Source organism: Snodgrassella sp. ESL0324 (assembly GCF_013344955.1).
GTDB lineage: Bacteria > Pseudomonadota > Gammaproteobacteria > Burkholderiales > Neisseriaceae > Snodgrassella > Snodgrassella alvi.
Genome location: NZ_JAAEDS010000015.1, coordinates 70,502 through 90,316, shown reverse-complemented (window position 1 = coordinate 90,316; position 19,815 = coordinate 70,502). Strand labels below are relative to the sequence as shown.

Annotated in this window: 27 protein-coding genes and 1 pseudogene; 24 read left to right on the top strand and 4 right to left on the bottom strand. The window is 33.9% G+C overall.

What is annotated here, in order from left to right:
* Positions 1-8 precede the first annotated feature (8 nt).
* Positions 9-620: a hypothetical protein gene (locus GYY70_RS10140; protein ID WP_174832280.1), complete on the top strand. Its 612-nt coding sequence runs from the start codon at positions 9-11 to the stop codon at positions 618-620.
* A 989-nt stretch (positions 621-1,609) separates the two neighbouring features.
* Here the strand turns inward: GYY70_RS10140 and GYY70_RS12245 are convergent.
* Complete coding sequence (locus tag GYY70_RS12245) at positions 1,610-1,738, bottom strand: hypothetical protein (RefSeq protein ID WP_255454300.1); 129 nt, start codon at positions 1,736-1,738, stop codon at positions 1,610-1,612.
* A gap of 4 nt (positions 1,739-1,742) precedes the next feature.
* Here GYY70_RS12245 and GYY70_RS10135 point away from each other — a divergent pair, with 4 nt between their 5' ends.
* A complete protein-coding gene (locus GYY70_RS10135) occupies positions 1,743-2,984 on the top strand; it encodes a VENN motif pre-toxin domain-containing protein (protein ID WP_238791931.1) in 1,242 nt (413 codons plus the stop codon).
* Positions 2,984-3,436, top strand: a complete 453-nt coding sequence (locus GYY70_RS10130; protein ID WP_078474266.1) for a hypothetical protein — start codon at positions 2,984-2,986, stop codon at positions 3,434-3,436. Before GYY70_RS10135 ends, GYY70_RS10130 begins: the two co-directional genes overlap by 1 nt.
* A 41-nt stretch (positions 3,437-3,477) precedes the next feature.
* Here GYY70_RS10130 and GYY70_RS10125 read toward each other — a convergent pair whose 3' ends face one another.
* A complete protein-coding gene (locus GYY70_RS10125) occupies positions 3,478-3,705 on the bottom strand; it encodes a SymE family type I addiction module toxin (protein ID WP_180214751.1) in 228 nt (75 codons plus the stop codon).
* A 15-nt stretch (positions 3,706-3,720) separates the two neighbouring features.
* Here GYY70_RS10125 and GYY70_RS10120 point away from each other — a divergent pair, with 15 nt between their 5' ends.
* The 13 genes from GYY70_RS10120 to GYY70_RS10060 all read left to right on the top strand — a co-directional run bounded on the left by GYY70_RS10120 (position 3,721) and on the right by GYY70_RS10060 (position 12,341).
* Positions 3,721-4,062, top strand: a complete 342-nt coding sequence (locus GYY70_RS10120) for a hypothetical protein (protein WP_174832278.1) — start codon at positions 3,721-3,723, stop codon at positions 4,060-4,062.
* On the top strand, positions 4,063-4,353 hold the full coding sequence (locus tag GYY70_RS10115; protein WP_025331481.1) for a hypothetical protein: 291 nt from the start codon (positions 4,063-4,065) through the stop codon (positions 4,351-4,353). It begins immediately after the preceding gene.
* A gap of 501 nt (positions 4,354-4,854) precedes the next feature.
* Positions 4,855-5,181 (top strand): hypothetical protein, encoded by a 327-nt coding sequence (locus tag GYY70_RS10110; protein ID WP_174832277.1) that lies wholly within the window; start codon positions 4,855-4,857, stop codon positions 5,179-5,181.
* A gap of 412 nt (positions 5,182-5,593) precedes the next feature.
* Positions 5,594-5,794 carry a hypothetical protein gene (locus tag GYY70_RS10105; RefSeq protein WP_174832276.1) on the top strand — a complete coding sequence of 67 codons (201 nt, stop codon included), beginning with the start codon at positions 5,594-5,596 and terminating at the stop codon, positions 5,792-5,794.
* A gap of 233 nt (positions 5,795-6,027) precedes the next feature.
* The gene (locus tag GYY70_RS10100) at positions 6,028-6,306 is read left to right on the top strand and encodes a hypothetical protein (RefSeq protein WP_144353295.1); all 279 of its coding nucleotides are present in this window, start codon (positions 6,028-6,030) and stop codon (positions 6,304-6,306) included.
* Between the two features lie 227 nt (positions 6,307-6,533).
* A complete protein-coding gene (locus GYY70_RS10095) occupies positions 6,534-6,932 on the top strand; it encodes a hypothetical protein (protein WP_174832275.1) in 399 nt (132 codons plus the stop codon).
* Positions 6,933-7,137: 205 nt separating this feature from the next.
* Positions 7,138-7,566, top strand: coding sequence for a hypothetical protein (locus tag GYY70_RS10090; protein WP_174832274.1), 429 nt, complete (start codon positions 7,138-7,140; stop codon positions 7,564-7,566).
* 258 nt (positions 7,567-7,824) lie between these two features.
* A complete protein-coding gene (locus GYY70_RS10085) occupies positions 7,825-8,187 on the top strand; it encodes a hypothetical protein (RefSeq protein WP_174832273.1) in 363 nt (120 codons plus the stop codon).
* 232 nt (positions 8,188-8,419) lie between these two features.
* Positions 8,420-8,794, top strand: coding sequence for a hypothetical protein (locus GYY70_RS10080; protein ID WP_174832272.1), 375 nt, complete (start codon positions 8,420-8,422; stop codon positions 8,792-8,794).
* 368 nt (positions 8,795-9,162) lie between these two features.
* The gene (locus GYY70_RS10075) at positions 9,163-9,477 is read left to right on the top strand and encodes a hypothetical protein (RefSeq protein ID WP_084561913.1); all 315 of its coding nucleotides are present in this window, start codon (positions 9,163-9,165) and stop codon (positions 9,475-9,477) included.
* 1,078 nt (positions 9,478-10,555) lie between these two features.
* Complete coding sequence (locus GYY70_RS10070) at positions 10,556-10,870, top strand: hypothetical protein (RefSeq protein ID WP_084547121.1); 315 nt, start codon at positions 10,556-10,558, stop codon at positions 10,868-10,870.
* A gap of 236 nt (positions 10,871-11,106) precedes the next feature.
* Positions 11,107-11,418 (top strand): hypothetical protein, encoded by a 312-nt coding sequence (locus GYY70_RS10065; protein WP_174832271.1) that lies wholly within the window; start codon positions 11,107-11,109, stop codon positions 11,416-11,418.
* A 554-nt stretch (positions 11,419-11,972) separates the two neighbouring features.
* Positions 11,973-12,341 (top strand): hypothetical protein, encoded by a 369-nt coding sequence (locus GYY70_RS10060; RefSeq protein WP_174832270.1) that lies wholly within the window; start codon positions 11,973-11,975, stop codon positions 12,339-12,341.
* 65 nt (positions 12,342-12,406) lie between these two features.
* Here the strand turns inward: GYY70_RS10060 and GYY70_RS12375 are convergent, their stop codons facing one another.
* A complete protein-coding gene (locus GYY70_RS12375; RefSeq protein ID WP_370521215.1) occupies positions 12,407-12,541 on the bottom strand; it encodes a SymE family type I addiction module toxin in 135 nt (44 codons plus the stop codon).
* A 160-nt stretch (positions 12,542-12,701) separates the two neighbouring features.
* Between GYY70_RS12375 and GYY70_RS12370 the strand changes: the two are divergent.
* Positions 12,702-13,117: pseudogene (locus tag GYY70_RS12370) on the top strand (SMI1/KNR4 family protein).
* Between the two features lie 114 nt (positions 13,118-13,231).
* On the opposite strand, the gene GYY70_RS12365 reads toward GYY70_RS12370, so the two are convergent.
* Positions 13,232-13,366 (bottom strand): SymE family type I addiction module toxin, encoded by a 135-nt coding sequence (locus GYY70_RS12365; RefSeq protein ID WP_370521213.1) that lies wholly within the window; start codon positions 13,364-13,366, stop codon positions 13,232-13,234.
* A 675-nt stretch (positions 13,367-14,041) separates the two neighbouring features.
* On the opposite strand from GYY70_RS12365, the gene GYY70_RS10040 reads away from it, so the two are divergent.
* The 7 genes from GYY70_RS10040 to GYY70_RS10010 all read left to right on the top strand — a co-directional run bounded on the left by GYY70_RS10040 (position 14,042) and on the right by GYY70_RS10010 (position 19,637).
* A complete protein-coding gene (locus tag GYY70_RS10040; protein WP_174832269.1) occupies positions 14,042-14,392 on the top strand; it encodes a hypothetical protein in 351 nt (116 codons plus the stop codon).
* Positions 14,393-14,547: 155 nt separating this feature from the next.
* On the top strand, positions 14,548-14,868 hold the full coding sequence (locus tag GYY70_RS10035) for a hypothetical protein (protein ID WP_174832268.1): 321 nt from the start codon (positions 14,548-14,550) through the stop codon (positions 14,866-14,868).
* On the top strand, positions 14,868-15,131 hold the full coding sequence (locus tag GYY70_RS10030) for a hypothetical protein (RefSeq protein WP_174832267.1): 264 nt from the start codon (positions 14,868-14,870) through the stop codon (positions 15,129-15,131). The genes GYY70_RS10035 and GYY70_RS10030 overlap by 1 nt, the downstream gene beginning before the upstream one ends.
* Before the next feature lie 302 nt (positions 15,132-15,433).
* Positions 15,434-15,817, top strand: a complete 384-nt coding sequence (locus tag GYY70_RS10025; protein WP_174832266.1) for a hypothetical protein — start codon at positions 15,434-15,436, stop codon at positions 15,815-15,817.
* A 21-nt stretch (positions 15,818-15,838) separates the two neighbouring features.
* Positions 15,839-16,057 (top strand): hypothetical protein, encoded by a 219-nt coding sequence (locus tag GYY70_RS10020; RefSeq protein WP_174832265.1) that lies wholly within the window; start codon positions 15,839-15,841, stop codon positions 16,055-16,057.
* Between the two features lie 291 nt (positions 16,058-16,348).
* Positions 16,349-16,801 carry a hypothetical protein gene (locus GYY70_RS10015; RefSeq protein WP_174832264.1) on the top strand — a complete coding sequence of 151 codons (453 nt, stop codon included), beginning with the start codon at positions 16,349-16,351 and terminating at the stop codon, positions 16,799-16,801.
* 1,069 nt (positions 16,802-17,870) lie between these two features.
* Entirely contained in the window at positions 17,871-19,637 is a 1,767-nt protein-coding gene (locus tag GYY70_RS10010; RefSeq protein ID WP_174832263.1) for a ShlB/FhaC/HecB family hemolysin secretion/activation protein, read from the top strand.
* Positions 19,638-19,815 lie beyond the last annotated feature (178 nt).

Genomic DNA, 19,815 nt, shown 5'->3' with positions numbered 1-19,815 from the left:
TAAAAATAATGTTAATACAGTCAAAAAAATTGTTTTTAATTATATTGTTAATGTTTTTTAACAAGTCAATATTTGCAAAACAAATTAGTATAAAAGAACAACAGGAATTTTTCTGTAAACTTGAGCAGTATGATCAATGCTTTTATACAGGAAAGTGTGATTATAAAGACTATGTAAATTATACGGATTATTTTATAAAAATTACCGGTGATATCAATCAAAATGCTAAATCTTTATATGATAAACTTCCTGATATATATCAATGGGCAGGTAATGATGAACTGAGTGAAAACTTTCCGCATTACATAATTTATAATGGTACTTTTGTAAGTAATTTAGCCTACGCATATATTGATTTAAAATATAAATGGTTATCATGGTATAAAAATAATACTGGAATAAGTTATAAAAAACCTAAAGATATATTTTTAAAAAATAAGGAGGCTTGCGGAATAAAAATGTTTGGAAAATATTTATCTTTACCGTTGCCAGAAGATGCTGATGTAGAAACCTGCTTTTTTAATTATCGAATTAATGACCCATGGTGCCAACCAGATGACAAAATCTTAATGAAAAATTTATTCTGTCAATCAGGAAAAAAATGTGAGATTAAATGGTAATAATAAGAAATGATATTCATCATAAGCCATAGCGGAGCTGTACTGTTGTCTGTTATAAAATTTTTTGCTAAAACTGTATAATTTACAAACAGTTTTGATAAAAATACACTCAATACAGATAATTAAGTAGTTTAATGTCATAGAATAGACGTATTTTAATCTGTGTATTCCTCAAGAAACAACATTAAAACCTGATGCTAATGGTTATTATGATATCTGGGTTAATAGTTTTGATCCTCAGGGAAATCCTATAACGTATAAAGCACATTTCAGAATGATAAATGGACAACCTATGAAATAAAACAAAAGAATCTAATGTTTAATTATTTTAAAAGTATATTTTTGATATTTGTACTGGTTTTTATAGCGGAAAGGCCAGTACAGGCCGAAGATTTTGATATAAGAGAACAAAAGAAATTTTTTTGTCAATTGGAGAAATATGACCAGTGTTTTTATACAGGAAAGTGCACGTCTGATGAGTATAAAAACTATACTGATTATTTTGATAAAGTAACTGATTATAGTTATGATCAAGTTGGTGATATATATAATCTAATTCCTAAGATTTATAGAAAAGAAAATAAGTGAATCTGGATTAAAAAGAAATATACTTGAGTACGATAGTGCTTATCTTTTTGATATTTCAAATATTTATATGAAAGGAAAGTATAATTGGTTAACATGGTTTAAACATAAAACAGGAATAAGCCATCAATCTCCGAAAAGTATATTCACAGAAAAAGAATCTGATGAATGTGGTGCTAAAATGTTTAATAAATACTTATCGTTACCGTTGCCGGAGGATGCAGATCTTTTAACATGTATTATTCATTATCAGTTTATATGGTCTTGCTTAGGATATGATAAAGAATTATCTAAAAATTTATTTTGTCAACTAGGCAATTCAAATTGTATTGTCATATATTAAATAATGGTTAAATTTAATCGTTTATTAAAACTATTAAATTTGATAGGGCAGATCAGTCTTCCTAAACAAACAGTATAGGATGAATAGTAGCAGGAACAGAAGCTCTGGCGCCGGTAGTATCGAAATGGCTGTATGGCAAGGAATCAAAAGATTTAACTGCAGATGAAAAAGCCACGGTTTCATCAATCATAGGGTTGGCTGGAGCAGCAACAGGAGCGGCAGTAGGCAGCAGTATGGCTGATGTGGCACAGGGGAATCAGGCCGGGCATACGGCGGTTGATAATAATGCACTTCGTAACAGTAAGGGAGAAAGTAAACTTAACACTCAGGAAAAAATATTAAATGAAAAACTGAAAAAAGCAGGTGTACAAAGTGCGGATGATTATCAAAGAAAATATGATGCATGCAAAACAGATCAGTGCAGGATTCAGGTTGAAAAAGAATATTTAAAGGCCTCTGATGAAGCAAATAAAATCATATTGAATTTGTATATGACAGGACAAATAACAGAAGAAGAATCCAAAATATTATTGACAAGCTATGCTAATAAAATGATGAGGGGAGCTGGAGAAAGTCAGCGTAGGTTTGGTTCACGCATATTTGATTTAAATGCAAATGAATGGATACCAGCGAGCGTAATCGGCAATGCAGATTTCAACCAAATTACAATGTTAAATCTAGTCAAAAAAATGAAACGCTCAGGAGCTTCTGACGAACAGATAGCTATAAGAGTATTCCAATATCAAATTGCTGGGAGCTACATAGGGTCAGTTAGTATAATGCAACAGCAAGTTGATACATTACTCAACTCAGGAGTTAGTGTTGAAACAGTTATACGTGCACTGAGCATGAAAAAAGGAAGGAGACTAACCAATGACGAAATAGGTTTGATAAAAAATAGATATTCTGTAATGATGCAAAAGCAGGGTTCTAAAGCAAAAGCTGGAAAGGGGACGAGTGGAGCGGGACAAGCTGGAAATGCTGCTTCTGAGTTACCCGCTTTACCACCGGGTAAACAAGGTTCGGTAATTAGAAATGAGCTTCTTGATCATGAGTACAAACAAGCCTTAGATATTGTTGGGTACAAAGGTGGAACGTTTAAAGGAGCTACTGAGAAAAGCCAAGCTGGTATTGATGGTTGGTTAAATGGGGTTCCTGTGCAATTAAAAGAAGTTCAGGGTCAAAGTATCCACTCAATACGAAAGAAAATTGTTGGCGGGGCAAATGATATGGCAAAAGCAGGCTATAAAGGTGATTTATATATAGATGCCTCTAAAACAGGTGTCAGTATGAATGAAATGATCAATCACTTTAAACCCGGTTCTCCAGTATCCAACATTACTAAAGAAGGTACGGTAAATAATATATATATCAAAACTCAGGACGGTTGGTTAAATGTCACCGGTGGTTCAATTACAAAGGGAGGGAGTAAGTAATGGCCAATGAATTTATGTTCCCAATTAAAGAAACACCTTCTTTTGAAGAATTATTGGATATTATAGTTGATGGTTTTAAGGTATATTCGTTACCAATAAGGCAGTTATCTGTCGGACTATCTGCAAGCAAAGGTATTGATCTATCAGATAAATTTGTAAATATACAAGACCATCAGTATGGATATTTTTGTTGGATAACTTTTCATTATTTTCAACCTGAATTTAGAGATGAAGCTGAAATCGATTTGCCTATTATGGTGGGTATAAAAACCCGAGGAGAAAATGAATTAAAATTTTCTGTAGTAATAGGGTATATATTAGCCAAAGCACTCGAGGCCAGAGTAATTTATGACGATGCTTATCTAGTACAGCGAAAAGAAGTCTATCCTGTAGATGAATTAAAGCCCTTTGTTGAACAATACATAAAAGAGCTCTATCCAGTAGATGAGTAATGAAGATCCCCGCCTAAGCCGCGGGGATCTTTTATTATTTTTTAGATCTGTATCGCAAGTTCAATAATCAGCTTGTTCTGCTCAACTTTAATGACCACGGGCAGCCCGGCATAAAAGCCTATCTGCTCCAGCCAGCGCCCCTTAATGGTCAGTTGCGGTCTGGGGTTAGGTTGCCCGCCATTAGGGCTGTAGCCAACCGTTAAGCTGCGCTTGGGTCGGGGTTTTACCGTTCGGGTTTTGGTAATGCTGGAAAGGGGACGATAAATCAACAATATCTGGAAGAAATGTCTAAGAATGGCGTTAAATTCTCACCTGAAAATATTTTGAAAGTTGAAAAATTAGCTGATGGTAAAATAGTTTTTCTTGAGACAGGTAATTCATCGGCAGGGCTCCAACATATTGTAGAACGTCAGGCCAGTGATTTTGCAAAAATAGGGGTTTCAGAATCACAAATACCTAATGTAGTTATAGACACTGTATCCAAAGGAAAGATTATTGGTTATCAAGGAAAAGGAACAGGACGACCAATTTATGAAATTACGATTAATGGACAAAAACAAAGAATAGCTGTTACAACTGGAAGTAATGGTTTTATTGTTGGAGCAAATCCTGCGGGGAGTAAGTAAATGAAGAAAATAAAATTAATGGCTGATTATGAATGTTATCCATTGTGGATTGATTCGGATAATGAAGTTGGAAATATTGATCCTGATTCCTTACTAATCAGTGATTCTCTCAAAAATGAGTTAAATAAGTGGTCAGATGACTATGATAAAACGTTGAATTCAGATAACCCGTTAGAATCTGGATTTAAAACTATTAATGAAGAAATAGCCTTTAAAGAAAAAGGGAAATGTTTACAAGAAAAATTACAAATAGAATTAGGTAATAATTACGACGTAATATATCAATCCTAGCAACTAGATCCCTTTACATTACTGGGATCTAATATTTTCCTAGAATGTACAAGAAATAAACATGAGTTTCAGTTTCAAAACTGGGTGTGTAGCTTGTCTGGGTTACTGAGGAAGATATAAGAAAATAATATGTTATTAATGATATCCGTCATCTTTTTGCTAAGTATGATTTTTTAATTAAAAATCCCATATTGAATCAGTTAGTAATTTGCTCTACATTAAACCTCTTGAACAAACCCATTCAGACGAAGGGCGATATATCTACTTCTGACGATGGTCTTACTCATGTGGGCAGAGAGTTAGCCGTAGCAGGAAACAAAATAATACGTATGGGTGACAGTAGTTATAATTTCCACCATAAGATATGTTTGTCTCAATACATCAACCATCAACAAAGTGGTCAGAGTATCACCGCATAGGTCAGATTAACCAGTTTTCAGGAAATCGAATGCTGGAAAGGGAACGGCGGGACCTACACAGGTTGCAAGGGAAGGGATTGGAGTGCCAGTAACTCAATCTAAAAATCCACTTAGTCCAGTACAACAATATGATGCTTATGGAAATGAAATTGTTTATAGAACTATGTCACCAGAGCAGTTTAAGCAATTTGAGCGAACAGGTATAATGCCAGCAACGACTGAAACTTCTGTTTCACCAGTATTAAAATATTCATCAAAGTATAACGGCATTACGGTTAAAATAGTAGTTAAACCAGGGACGTTTTCTCAGCTTGAAAAAATTGGGATTTCAGCAAACAAACCAGCAAGTACACAATTCCCTAAATGGTCCGGGCTGGTCATCACCAGCAGAAAACAAAGCTTATCATGAATGTTTTGAAGAGCTTCAATTAACTGTGCCTGACCCACATGATCCCCAAGGTTCTAAAGCAAGGAATGAATGGATGGCTAACGTTTATATACCTGCAACAACAGAATGTATGAAGAGAAAAGGTTTTTAAAAAATGTTTCTATAAATGGTTCAAGCTGGACATTAACAGCTTATGATTTTGTAATCTGATAAATTAGCCTTGAGCTGAATTTTATAATAGTAATATTAAAAGAGTGAATTCAGGGCTGTATCGATATCTAAAAGATGATTTTTGCATACTAGTGCAACTGAAATAAAAGAAACTAGCCTATTCTGGTAAGGTCAACTAAACCTCAGGAAGGAATGCATTATCATGAGACACCACATTAAAATTATATTCCTGTTAAGTATGTGTTTGTGCTTGGAGGGTTGTATGGAAGCAGCTATAAGATTCTGGAATGGTCCGGGCTGGATATCAGCAGCACATAAGAAAGCTAGTAAGGAATGTTTTGATGAGCTTCAATTAACTGTGCCTAAACCAAATGTTTCCTTGTATTCTGAAGCAAATACTGAATGGTTTATTAACGTTTATACACCTGCATCAATAGAATGTATGAAGAGAAAAGGTTTTTAAAAATTGTTGAGTGCCATATTATATTTATATTCCTGATAAATATGAATTTGTGCTTGGATAATTGAATGGACTCAGCTATAAGTTTCTAAAACGCGTCAAGCTGGACATTAGCAGCAATGATTAAGCTGAAAATGAGTGGTTGATTAACGTTTATACACCTGCCTCAATAGCATGTATGAGAGAAAGTTTATTAGTCTCAGACAATTTTTAAATAGACAAAAATGGAGTATAAAGTGGCAAGTAATATTAAGAAATTTAGCTTAGTTGGATTTATTATATTGTGTATATTATGTGGATGTAGTACAGATGCTTCACGATTTGAGAAACTGCTAGCATTAAACGGATATCAGGGTAGCCGGGTAGTAGTATATCCTTCTGGTTGGTATGCTGAGCCACCTGCACAATATTTGGTAGATGAACGTGGACGCTATATTGATGCGAATGGAAATTATACTGATCATCCCGTAGAAAATCCCTATTACAGAGATTATATAAAACGTTTTAAGAAATAATAAATTTGTATAAGCATTAATTATAGCAATGACATTAACATTATTGGTTTATTTCATAATAGAAATAAACTTTGGCAAAGAAGTAAAAGTGAGAGTGGCGGGTACTTGTTTGAAATCTATATAAAATAAGGTAATGGATGCATTGATATTATTGATAAAACCAATAACTATTTCATTTGATATTATCAATGATAAATATTAGTATAAATTTGTAGGGAAGAAATATTGTGCAGATCCGAACCGCTAAAATCCGCTTACTTATTCTGACCGGTATCGGCATATTCCTGACTGGTTGCAGTATCTCCGACTGGTACAATGGTTATTATGTTGAAAGATCAGCGATTAAGGAAGGACAGAAAAGTAGAGAGAATTATTACAATTCAGAATCGCCGCAAATGCAAGAGCTGAGAAAGCAAAATCGGATATATTGTACAGATTTAGCATCCAAGCCGGAAAACCGGGTTGCAAGGGCTGGTTATCCAAACGGTGTTATTAATTCGGGTATGTATACTAACTGTATGTACGACAGAGGGACACCAACATATGAAACCTGGGCGGGAATGCAGCAAAAAAACGTGATGAAGAGCGAAGAGCAAAAGGTAAAAGAGTCATGTAAGTGTTGCTAGCCTGATATATCAGCTCTGTATTTAATTTGATAATAGTAATATTAGAAAATTGAACACAGGGCTGTATTGATATCGGTAAGATGTCTTTCGCATATTGGTGCAATTCAAATAAATAGGTAAGTGTTTTCGTTGTACTGAAAAATACAAGAAAATAGTCTACTGCAAAAAATCATCGGCACCACACAGATACCGATTCATGAAATCCATGGCAAACGCTATTTTGAATTTGAAGGAAAGAAATATTATGCAGAACCGAATCGTTAAAATCCGTTTACTTATTCTGACAAGTATCGGAATATTTCTGAATGGCTGCAGCATATCCGACTGGTACAATGGCTATTATGCTGAAAGATCAGCAATTTCCCAATCACAAAGGGATGAAAATAATTATTACAATTCAGAATCGCCAGAAATGCAAAAGTTGAGAAAGCAGAATCAAACATATTGTTTAGATTTAGCACATAAGCCAGAAAACCGGGTTGCAAGAGATGGTTATCCAAATGGAGTATGGAATCAAGGTATGTTTGAAAATTGTATGGAAGACAGAGGAACACCAACATATGAAACCTGGGCGGGAATGCAGAAAAAAAAACGTGATGAAGAGCTAAGAGCAAAAGGTAAAAGAGTCATGTAAGTGTTGCTAGCCTGATATATCAGCCCTGTGTTTAATTTGATAATAGTAATATTAGAAAATTGAACACAGGGCTGTATTGATATCGGTAAGATGTCTTTCGTATACTAGTAAAACTGAAATAAAATAATATATAAGAGTTTTTATTGTACTGAAAAATACAAGAAAATAGCTTACTGCATAAAGTCATCGGCACCACTCAGATACCGATTCATGAAATCCATGGCAGACGCTATTTAGAATTTGAAGGAAAGAAATATTATGCAGATCCGAACCGCTAAAATCCGCTTACTTATTCTGACTGGTATCGGTATATTCCTGAGTGGCTGTAGTATATCAGACTGGTACAATGGCTACTATGTTGAAAGATCAGCAATTTCCCAATCACAAAGGGATGAAAATAATTACTACAATTCTGAATCGCCGGAAAAGCAAGAGCTGAGAAAACAAAATGACAAATATTGTTCTGATTTAGCACATAAGCCGGAAAACCGGGTTGCAAGAGCCGGTTATCCAAATGGAGTATGGAATCAACCTATGTTTGAAATTTGTATGAAGAATCGAGGGACACCAACATATGGAGCCTGGGCGTCAATGCAGAAAAAAAACATGATGAAGAGCTAAGAGTAAAAGGTAAAAGAGTCATGTAAGTGTTGCTAGCCTGATATATCAGCCCTGTGTTTAATTTGATAATAGTAATATTAGAAAATTAAACACAGGGCTGTATTGATATCTGAAAGATGCCTTTCGCATATTGGTGCAATTCAAATAAATAGGTAAGTGTTTTCGTTGTACTGAAAAATACAAGAAAATAGTCTACTGCAAAAAGTCATCGGCACCACGCAGATACCGATTCATGAAATCCATGGCAGACGCTATTTTGAATTTGAAGGAAAGAAATATTATGCAGATCCGAACCGCTAAAATCCGTTTACTTATTCTGACAAGTATCGGAATATTTCTGAATGGCTGCAGCATATCCGACTGGTACAATGGCTATTATGCTGAAAGATCAGCAATTTCCCAATCACAAAGGGATGAAAATAATTATTACAATTCAGAATCGCCAGAAATGCAAAAGTTGAGAAAGCAGAATCAAACATATTGTTTAGATTTAGCACATAAGCCAGAAAACCGGGTTGCAAGAGATGGTTATCCAAATGGAGTATGGAATCAAGGTATGTTTGAAAATTGTATGGAAGACAGAGGAACACCAACATATGAAACCTAGGCGGGAATGCAGAAAAAAAACGTGATGAAGAGCTAAGAGCAAAAGGTAAAAGAGTCATGTAAGTGTTGCTAGCCTGATATATCAGCCCTGTATTTAATTTGATAATATTAGCATTAAAAGATTGATTACAAGGCTGTATTTGCGACAAAAATTCAAGAAAGCATTTTGATACGCTATATAGATAAAACAAATAATCAAGTTATTGGTGTTATTGAAGAAAAAACGGAAATCAGTATATTTCAAGAGAGACAATAATATTACCTGATCTTAATAGTTATTATGATATAAAGGCTACTATTCAAGACCAGACTGGTCCAATGCGATTCAGATTTAAAAATGGAAAAATATTACCTTAAAAAGTAAAAATAATGTTAATACAGTCAAAAAAATTGTTTTTAATTATATTGTTAATATTTTTTAACAAGTCAATATTTGCAAAACAAATTAGTATAAAAGAACAACAGGAATTTTTCTGTAAACTTGAGCAGTATGATCAATGCTTTTATACAGGAAAAAGTGATTATAAAGACTATATAAATTATACGGATTATTTTATAAAAATTACCGGTGATATCAATCAAAATGCTAAATCTTTATATGATAAACTTCCTGATATATATCAATGGGCAGGTAATGATGAACTGAGTGAAAACTTTCCGCATTACATAATTTATATTTTATAAGTATTCTTATTAATATAAGTATAATTAATTTATTTTAACATTATAATGAAATAATACTTTGTTTTACACAAAATTGGCGGGGATTACCCGTCAATTGTTTATTAAAAAGTGAATTGAGATTATTATCGACTAGATACCTTCAACCATTCTTTAATGAAGCGCCATATACCCCAACAAAAATTTATAATCAAAAATGAAAGGAAAAATGAAATCAAAAAGAGTATCAAACCATCTGTTATAGTAGTAATAGGCCCCTTATTAAATGTTAAGAGAAATGCAAACATAACAATATTTAAAATAATAAAAGAAGTCCAATATAGTTTTCTTTTAAAAGTATCTTTTGACCATCCTAATTCTATAAAACCTCTACAAAATTCTTGAATGATATTTCCTACAATGTGAGCAATAAATTCGCCTAGCATATGATTAACTTATAATACATAAAAGCATTATAATAAATAATTTCGCGGTATATAGCAATATTATGGGGATAGTAGTGATTTCGGAATTAGGATTAAGAATAAATATATTTGAATATAACATTGCTTATCTTCCTAATTTTCAAATTTTTATATGGAGGCAAAGTATAATTGGTTAACAAAGTTTAAACATAAAACAGGAATAAGCTATCAATCTCCGAAAAATATATTTACAGGAAAAGAATCCGATCAATATGGTGCTAAAAGGTTTAACAAATATTTATTGTTACCGGTGCCGGAAGATGCAGACCTTTTAACATGTATTATTCATTATCGGTTTATATGTTCTTGCTTAGGATATGATAAAAAATTATCCGAAAATTTATTTTGTCAGCTGGGAATTCTAATTGTATTATCATATATTTAATCATTTATTCAAACTATTAAATTTAATAGAAGCATATCAGTCCTCCTGAACTAACAGCATAGGAGGAATAGCAGAAATATAAGCTCTAACATCGGTAGTATCGAAATGGCTGCATGGGAAGGAATCAAAAGATTTAACTGCAGATAATAAAACCAAATAAAGTGAATGGAAAGTTTATAATATATGATATACAAAACTCTAATGATTATTTTGAATATCCTTGAGAAATTCTATGAACAAAAATTTTTTAATTATTATTTTATGTATTTTATTTAATGGATGTACACATATACAACACAAAATCAATGTAAAACCTGAGGAAGCTGATGTGAAATCAGAGAAAGGAAAATTTTTAACGGAGCAAGATACAGAAACGGATTACATATTTTTGGAATTAACATGGAGTAATTTTCGAAAAGATGGATGGTTTTATTCCTATCATCCTGAACATATCAGCTACCCGGAAAAATGTATTTTATTGACTAAAAAAGCTCCTGAGCCTGATAATGATAGATTAATTTATAAAGTTGATTGTTTTGATAAATAAAGATATATAGAAATGGATAAACGTAAAAACTCGGTAATACTAAATAATATATTTATCATATATCGATAGGGTAATTGGTTCAAATTATTTTAATTTAGCTTATTATCATAAGAGTAATAATTTAAATATAAGTAGGACAGAAACCGAAATTAAATTAGTAAATGCGTTGATTCCAATAGTGGCAATTTTATCAGGGTAGTGTTGGCGTAAACAATTAATAGGTTTTGGTCACGATTGTGACTATACCAGCCAGTACTACCTATAGCGGTATTAATACCGGAAATATCATCATCACTGATGAAACAGCGCAGCAGCAAAAAACCGGTAAAACGGCTGCCCAAACAATTGCAGCTATCCATACCGGTATCACCAGTGACGACTATGCCGATAAAGCCGGCTACCTGAATAACAACTTTGATAAAGACAAAGTACAGAAAGAACTCGACTTACAGCGTGAAATCAGTCAGGGTCTCAGCAATAACATGCAGACAACCTCTGCTATGATAAACAGTAAAAAAGATGCCCTCCAAAGAAAAACTGAAAAATGAAGCATTAAATCCGGAAGAACGTGAAAAATATGAATAAGAACTGTCGCAGTGGAATGCAGGCGGATTACTGTTAACTGCGATAGGGGCAGGTCGGTCCGCCCCGACCAACAGCATAGGAGGGATAATGGCAGTCACAACCAGCCCGATAGTTTCATATCAGATAGGCAGTACTTTAAAGAAAAAGATGCTGAAGGCAGAACAGTGCATCTGGTAGCGCATGTAGTAGGGCAGCAGGAAGAAATAATGCGCTTCGTAACAGCATGGGGGAAAGTAAATTTAACACTCAGGAAAAAATATTAAATGAAAAACTAAAAAAACAAGTGTACAAAGTGCGGATGATTATCAAAGAAAATATGATGTATGTAAAACAGATCAGTTCAGGATTCAGGTTGAAAAAAAATATTTAAAGACCTCTGATGAAGTAAATAAAATCATATTGAATTTGTATATGACAGAATAAAACACAAGATACGGTAAAGGTTGTCGATTCAAATACATACAAGCTAAGTGCAGGAGAGAAAACGACAATTATTAATAAACCAAAGGAATAGAAAATGAATAAGATTAAATGGATAACTCAGGCGATAGCGCAGCCTTGTGAAGTACAGATAAGTTTATTTCCTGATTTTGTGAATGTTGCAGACGAGCTGGCTGTTGAGTGGGAAATGGCTTTAGATGAATTAAACGATCCTTTGGTCGCATCTTCTTTCACGTCTGAGCAAAAATTGGCAATTAAACAGTTAGATGATTATATGTTATCTATAAGTGGAGCACCTAACATCCAATACTGGAACAACGATGCGCTTTGTCAATGTGCTGAGTGGCAGAATATGAGAGAAATGGCTATGGCAATATTACTCATCATGGGGTGGGAAATTACCGTGCCGGCAAAACCTGTTGCTATATATATCAATCACAGTTAAATATAAGATCCTAGCCTGTTGTATAGCAATCCCCGCCTTAACCCGTGGGGATTTTGTTTTACCTCTTAGCTCAGCCCCTCAATCCTGATAATCAACAGCCCCTGTTGCGCATCGATGATGACTGGCTGACCGGTGGTAAAGCCAAAGGCTTCCAGCCAGCAGCTTTTAATAGTCAGTTGCGGTCTGGGGTTGGATCCTATGGCTTGGGGTGTTAACCAATGATGTAAAATCGTTCAGTGGGTTGCAGTGCCTTAGCCATAGTTAACTCCTGTAAGATTAGTTTTGGTTAGCAGTGGTAGCAGGTTGCCGCCTATTACTGCTGCGTTACTTGCTTAATACGTCAAATAAGAGAGGATACTAATGAATAAATTGGATAAAGTTATTAATCAGTTAAAAGAGTTATCAAATGGAGAGGTAATAAATGTCCCTCTTCCTGATGATAACTTGCTTGATGATTATGAAAAAAATATTAATTTCAGCTTTTCAACTGAATATAGAAAGCTTCTCAAAGAAGCCAGTAATATTTCTACGGTACAATAGAATTATTACTAGTAACAAGAGATAAAAAATATCCATCTGAATTATCGACAGTGCTTAATGAAGCTAGGGAGCAAGGTCTACCAGAAGACTGGTTACCAATATGTGAAGATAATGGAAGTTATTATTGTTTAACACCAAATGATACAGTACGATATTGGACGTTAGATGGCTATAGTAATGATACTTGGGAAGATCTTTCAGATTGGGTTGAACAAGTATGGATTAATGAAAATTAAATATCGCAAACAAGCCCAAAATAAATATGAAGTCTGGAATTTTTTATTCTGACAGGTTGATCAATTTTGAAAACCTAAGATCCCAATTTTGAACTGGGATCTTATTTTCACTTTCTAGTCTTGCCCCTCAATCCTAATAATAAACAGCCCATGTTGCGCATCGATGATGACTGGCTGACCGGTGGTAAAGCCAAAGGCTTCTAGCCAGCAGCCTTTAATAGGTAGTTGCGGTCTGGGGTTGGGTCCTATGGCTTGGGGTGTTAACCAATGGTGTAAAATCGTTCGGTGGGTTGCAGTGCCTTAGCCATAGTTAACTCCTGTGAAGTTAGTTTTGGTTAGCAGTAGTAGCAGGTTGCCGCCTATTATTGCTGCTTACTTATTGTTTTATTATTCTTATTTAGTCAGTAATTTAATCTGATTCTTGGTTAAAAGGCATCTAAAAATCTCTTAATCACGGTTTGTTTTCTTCTGGTAGCTTCTCAATTTTTTGAAACGGGTTTAAAAACTCATGGTCTTTTAATCTTGACTTGGTAGCTTGGTCTTGTGCGCCTTCCAGTATCTAATGCTAGAAAGGGACGAAGCTTGAAATAGATCCAAAAAAATTTGATTATCTTTATGGCAAAGTAAATAGCGGAGAACATAATATTGCTCGTTCAACTCAATTATCTCAAATGATGAGACGGCTTGAGCTACAGACTAATGAATCAGGTACAGCTATTTTAATTGAACACTTTAATAAAGCAGTAAATACAAAAGGTAATGTTATTAATAATGACAAAAAAGGTTCTCAGAGTTTTAAAGTTAGAGTATCTATTCTTAATAGGTCCCTCAGTAAAAGGCGTTGTATTACAAACGTCATTTGATATTATGCCAGATAGTTCACGTAGATTTGTAACAACAATTTCAAAAGAAGGAAAAAAATAAATGTTTATTCAATCTTTTCCAAATGAAATAGATTTGTTAGCTTTTTTTGAGGGAGAACCTATTTTTCAGAATACAGAGGATTTACACTTTGCATACAAATATACTGATCAAAATGAAATGTCTATACTTTTTTCGTTTAGTGCAACTGGAGGTTGGATACAAACAATTATAGAGTTTAAACAGAAAAAAATAGCGCACAATCTAATGGAGGGTGTGGAATACTTTAAGATAGAAAAAGATGTTGATGGTGAATACCTAACGACCGAAGTTGTACTAGAGGATACAAGAACAAAGGTTGAAATAAGATTACAACCTTTTATTTCTACTGAATTTTCAACATTAATAAGATGATTAATTGATCTGTCTTTGATTTAATCATAGGGTTGATATTATCAAGGACAGATCTATATTACTTTATTTTAGATAGGCTTCTCAATCCTGATAATCAATAACTACTGTTGCGCATCTATGATGAATGGCTGAGCGGTGGTAAAGCAGGAAAGGGAATGAATGGTAATTCTCTGGAATTGAATTCTTGGCAAAACTACCCCAAAAAAACTATTGACGGTAAGCAATATGCGTCGATTGGAAACAGATTATATTCACAACATGCAGTTGATAGGATGGAACCATCATGGTTAGGATTCCCTGCCGGTACAGTTGGAGCTGGTCGTAACATTTCTCGAGCATACTATACAAAATGGAACAAAACCAGTTCAATGGTTAATGGTGTAAAAAGGACTGTATATTGGAGTGGGGATGTAGGTGTTGTTACTGAAAGGAATAGTAAAATTGTAGTGACCATTCTAAGAAGGAGTGAAAAGTGATGAATTGGATATATCCAGATGTTATTAATAATCTTAAAAAAAAATGTAATTCTTATTTAAATAAAAAAATTAGTTTGGATGAAATACAATCTAGTATTTATGAAGCTGAGCATCAGATACTGGCATTAGAAGAAAAATGGTTAAGAGAATTGCTATTTGATGCAGAAAATCAAATTGAATTAAATCGTTATACGTTAGATAGTGAAAAGCTAGAACAATCTGTTGAACTTATTATCAAAAATATAATGACTAAAATATCATAATAAGAATAATTCCTACCTAACTATTAGAGATTCTAATTATTATCTTTTAGACTTATATAGCAAGTTGAATAAATAATTTACCCTACTCTATTGTTATGATTATGAGCATACTCCAGAGTCTGTAAAATTAACAAGCTAAGAATAGCTAAGAAGTTTTCAGTCAGCTGTAAATACCGCTACTAAAAATAATATTTCTTATAATGATAGAGTTACTGTCAATGGGTGTGAATTGGAGTCTAATCCACCTAGATCAGAGGTGAGTTACCAACAATTACCCATGTACGATATATGAGAGCGCACTAATGGATATCTTAATTAATAATCCAATAAAAATTTCTATAGACACAATTGAAATAGATGAGCATTGGCCTTCATTAAAATTGTATATTTCGATTGATATTGAAAAAAGTGGTTTCGAGCTAAAAAATGTGTCAGTAGCTTGGTTTGAATGTAATGTTTTTGATTCTTTCATTAAAGACCTACAATTATCTAAATTCGCAGTATTTAAGGATATGAATGATAATTTCAAACTAGAAATAGACATTAAAAATAATAAGATGTGTTGGATTTCTCTTAAAAAAGACATTAATGAAAATATATCTAAATCTGAAGGCTACGAAAGGATCGATTTAGACGATAGGGATAATATATTAAATGCTTTTATAGCGTATCCAAAATGGTGGTGATCAATAATCCCCGCTTAATTAGTGGGGATTATTTTTATCGCTGGAAAGAGGACGAGTGGAGCGGGACAAGCTGGAAATGCTGATTCTGAGTTATCCACTTTACCACCAGGTAAACAAGGTTCCGTTATTAAAAGTGCACTTGAACCACATGAATATAAACAAGCATTAGATATAGTGAAATATAAAGGTGGTACTTTTAAAGGAGCTGAAAAAGCAAACAATCCTGGTATTGATGGTTAGCTTAATGGGGTTCCTGTTCAATAGAAAGAAACTCATGGGCAAAGCATTCATGCGGTCCTACGAAATATTACTGATGGTGCTAAGGATATGACTAAGCAAGGAAACAAAGGTGATTTATATAGATGCATCTAAAACAGGTTTGAGTATGAATGAAATGATTAATCATTTTAAGCCAGGATCACCTGTATTCAATATCACAAAAGAAGGTTCTGTAAGTAATATTTATATTAAAACTCAAGATAGTTGATTAAATGTAACTGATTGCTCAATATCAAAAGGCGGAAGTAAATAATGGCTAATGAAATCATGTTTCCAATTAAAAAAATTCCCTATTTCGATAAAGTAGTTAGAGGAGTAGTTAATAATCTTAAAGAGCTATTAATTGATACAAAAATGATTTCAATTGGGGTTTTAAATAATAGTGATTTAGATTTATCTCATGGTTTTATAATTATTCAGGATCATAGTAACGATAATGTATGCTGGAGTAATTTTTCTTACTTTGAACCAGAAGTTAGAGATGCGTCAGAAGCTGATTTACCAATTATGTCAGGAGTAATCTATCGTGGAGAGAAAAACCGAAAATTTTCAGTATTGGTTACTTACATACTAGCTAAGATTCTTGAAGCCAGAGTAATTTATGATGATGCTTATCTAGTACAGCGAAAAGAAGTCTATCCTGTAGAGGAATTAAAGCCCTTTGTTGAACAATATATTAAAGAGCTCTATCCAGTAGATAAGTAATGAGGCTCCCCGCCTAAGCACTGGGAAACTTTTATCATTTTCTATATATGCATAGCAAGTCAGATAATCGGTCGGTCTTGCTGGAAAATGAACGACCGTAATAAATCCTGATGAAATCAGATTTTCACAGAATAAGGTTTCTTATAGCGAAACTGAACGAGGGACTACTATCATATGGAACCTCGGCTGGAATGTAACAAAAAAAATAATGATGAGCGAAGAGCGAGAGGTAAAAGAGTCATGTAAGTGTTACTAGCCTTATAATATCAGCCCCATATTTATATCTTAAAATGGTTATATCATAATAGTACAGATAAAAATAATTATAGAACCGGTATTTTCTATTAAATGGCATTCTCGGAGAAAGCATTAATTTTGAGAGCAAAACATATTTAAGTGAAATTATGACAAAAAATAATAATTACCGGATGAGTTTTTATTTTATATGAATACATAGCTGATATTATTAAATAAATTATGAAATTAGGTGTTTAATATTATCGTTTGGAAATTAAAGTCTTTTTATATTGAATTTATTTGTGTACCGGTCCATGAGCTGTATCATTATCATGAATATGATATAGCGGTTTGCAAGAGTTGTTTTACAGTCAATAGTAATTAAATTATCAGAAAATTTAGCAATATCCAACAAAAGAAATAGCAGATTATCCGATGAATTTATTCAGTAGACTTGATAAGTTATATATACTTTAAAACAGATTAAATATATTTGACTGCTAAAATTAGACCAAATTTACAACAAAATCTGATTATTAGACTAAATTTATCTATAATTTGATTTAAATCAATAATTTAATTTAATTCATGGAACTTACGGCTAAATATATGTCAATTCAATATTCATTATTAATAATGGAATTTTCATTTTTATTTTCTTAAAATATTGAAGTATATGTATAAATTTAAGATAACTAATAATTTATTCAGATATATATATAAATAAAAATTTCTAACCAAAATGGAATTTAACTAAAAAATATATAAATAAATTGTTTAGTTAATATATGAATTATATTATTAATTTAAATTAACATATGTTAGAAATAAAATGAGTTTTTTTAAATACCTTATATTTTTAAGTCTACTGAACGGGGTAATATATCAGACGTATGCCGCGCCTTTATCAGATCCGGCTAATCCGGCAGATATTGAACAGCAGCAGATTATTCGCGAACAGCAAAGACTGAAACAGTTTCAGGAAAAAATGCAGCCTGAAGTCAATGTGCGTTTGCAACCACCGCAAATTGAGGGCACTGTTAGCGGTTTACCTCAGGATGAAAAACCATGCTTTGCTATCAGAAACATTAAGTTAAATGGTGATCAGGCACAGCGGTTTCAATTTGCATTAAATATAGCTATTTATCAGAGTAAATTCAAGCCGGGATTGTGTCTGGGCAGCAATGGCATTAATTATATTATGACACTGGCGCAGAATGCAGTAATAGACAGGGGATATACAACTACACGCATTCTGGCCAGCCCGCAGGATTTAAGTAGTGGTGAGCTGGTATTGACAGTTATTCCGGGACGAATTCATGAAATTCGTTATAACCTTGATAATACTGATCAGACACATGTAAACCGTATCCGTCGTATTCAGAATGAATTTCCGGTCAAATCTGGTGACATATTGAATCTGCGGGATTTAGAACAAGGACTGGAAAATCTGAAACGCGTACCGACAGCAGAGGCTGATATCCGGATAGTGCCGGCTGAAGCACCGAACGAAAGTGATGTGGTTGTTTCATGGTCGCAGCGTAAAGTACCAGTACGTATCAGCTTTAATGCAGATGACTCAGGCAGTCATGCTACCGGACGTTATCAGGGCGGTGTAACTTTATCTGTTGATAATCCGTTAGGTTTAAGTGATCTGTTTTATGTGAACTATAACCATGATCTGGGTAGTAAAGACAGTACAGTAGATATTGATGGTAATCGTACCGGCAGTGGTACACACGGCTATTCCCTTCATTATTCAGTGCCGGTAGGAAACTGGCTGATAGCTTTTAACCAGAATTATTACCGCTACCATCAGGCTATAGCCGGTTATAACCAGAATTATGATTATAACGGCAGCAGTGAAAATACAGATTTGGGGATAACCCGAATGATATATCGTAACAGTCACCGTAAAATTGATGTAAGTGCCAGAATATGGCGGCGTAAATCACATAACTATATAGACGATGCTGAAATCGAAGTACAGAGAAGGCATACGGCGGGCTGGGCTATAGGGTTGAATCATCAGGAATATTTAGGAAACGCTGTACTTAATCTGAGTGCAGGTTATAAACGCGGAACCGGTGCAGATCATAGTTTACGGGCAGCAGAAGAAGAATTTGGTGAAGGCACCTCGCGGATGGAAATAATCACACTGGATGCTTCACTGATGAAGCCGTTCAGGGTAGGAAAATATAACTTTAGTTATGATACCTCATTTCACGGGCAGTGGAATAAAACCCCGTTAATTACTCAGGATCAGGTATCGATAGGCGGGCGCTACACCGTACGGGGATTTGACGGAGAGCTTACCCTGATGGGAGAGCAGGGCTGGTACTGGAATAACAATCTGAACTGGCAGTACTTACCGGGTCATCAGGTATATGCGGGGATTGACGTAGGGCATATAACGGGAAGAACAAGTGAAATGCAGTTAGGAAAGACGCTGGCGGGTACGGGGCTGGGGTTTAAAGGTCAGATAAAGGCTGGCGGGAGCTGGTATTACGATGTATTTATGGGAAAGCCGATTTATAAACCGCAGCATTTCCGTACAGACAGAACCACATTCGGATTTAATCTGAATTATTCACTTTAGAGCTGTAATACAGATTTATCCGAAATATAGCGTTGATTATGAAATAAAGAGGAATACATGATGAATAATAAAGTTAACGTAAGAATTACAAATAATCGGCTGACTGAAAATTATCTTTATATCATATTTAGATAAGTATTAAGGCAATATTTCATTAATTTTAAGAAATTTCAAATAT

Bases quoted from the DNA above. Each gene is read 5' to 3' on its own strand.
- GYY70_RS10140 (WP_174832280.1), top strand. From the start codon at position 9: ATGTTAATACAGTCAAAAAAATTGTTTTTAATTATATTGTTAATGTTT.
- GYY70_RS12245 (WP_255454300.1), bottom strand. From the start codon at position 1,738: ATGATTGATGAAACCGTGGCTTTTTCATCTGCAGTTAAATCTTTTGAT.
- GYY70_RS10130 (WP_078474266.1), top strand. From the start codon at position 2,984: ATGGCCAATGAATTTATGTTCCCAATTAAAGAAACACCTTCTTTTGAA.
- GYY70_RS10120 (WP_174832278.1), top strand. From the start codon at position 3,721: ATGTCTAAGAATGGCGTTAAATTCTCACCTGAAAATATTTTGAAAGTT.
- GYY70_RS10115 (WP_025331481.1), top strand. From the start codon at position 4,063: ATGAAGAAAATAAAATTAATGGCTGATTATGAATGTTATCCATTGTGG.
- GYY70_RS10105 (WP_174832276.1), top strand. From the start codon at position 5,594: ATGGAAGCAGCTATAAGATTCTGGAATGGTCCGGGCTGGATATCAGCA.
- GYY70_RS10090 (WP_174832274.1), top strand. From the start codon at position 7,138: ATGGCAAACGCTATTTTGAATTTGAAGGAAAGAAATATTATGCAGAAC.
- GYY70_RS10085 (WP_174832273.1), top strand. From the start codon at position 7,825: ATGCAGATCCGAACCGCTAAAATCCGCTTACTTATTCTGACTGGTATC.
- GYY70_RS10080 (WP_174832272.1), top strand. From the start codon at position 8,420: ATGAAATCCATGGCAGACGCTATTTTGAATTTGAAGGAAAGAAATATT.
- GYY70_RS10075 (WP_084561913.1), top strand. From the start codon at position 9,163: ATGTTAATACAGTCAAAAAAATTGTTTTTAATTATATTGTTAATATTT.
- GYY70_RS10070 (WP_084547121.1), top strand. From the start codon at position 10,556: ATGAACAAAAATTTTTTAATTATTATTTTATGTATTTTATTTAATGGA.
- GYY70_RS10060 (WP_174832270.1), top strand. From the start codon at position 11,973: ATGAATAAGATTAAATGGATAACTCAGGCGATAGCGCAGCCTTGTGAA.
- GYY70_RS10040 (WP_174832269.1), top strand. From the start codon at position 14,042: ATGTTTATTCAATCTTTTCCAAATGAAATAGATTTGTTAGCTTTTTTT.
- GYY70_RS10035 (WP_174832268.1), top strand. From the start codon at position 14,548: ATGAATGGTAATTCTCTGGAATTGAATTCTTGGCAAAACTACCCCAAA.
- GYY70_RS10030 (WP_174832267.1), top strand. From the start codon at position 14,868: ATGAATTGGATATATCCAGATGTTATTAATAATCTTAAAAAAAAATGT.
- GYY70_RS10025 (WP_174832266.1), top strand. From the start codon at position 15,434: ATGGATATCTTAATTAATAATCCAATAAAAATTTCTATAGACACAATT.
- GYY70_RS10015 (WP_174832264.1), top strand. From the start codon at position 16,349: ATGGCTAATGAAATCATGTTTCCAATTAAAAAAATTCCCTATTTCGAT.
- GYY70_RS10010 (WP_174832263.1), top strand. From the start codon at position 17,871: ATGAGTTTTTTTAAATACCTTATATTTTTAAGTCTACTGAACGGGGTA.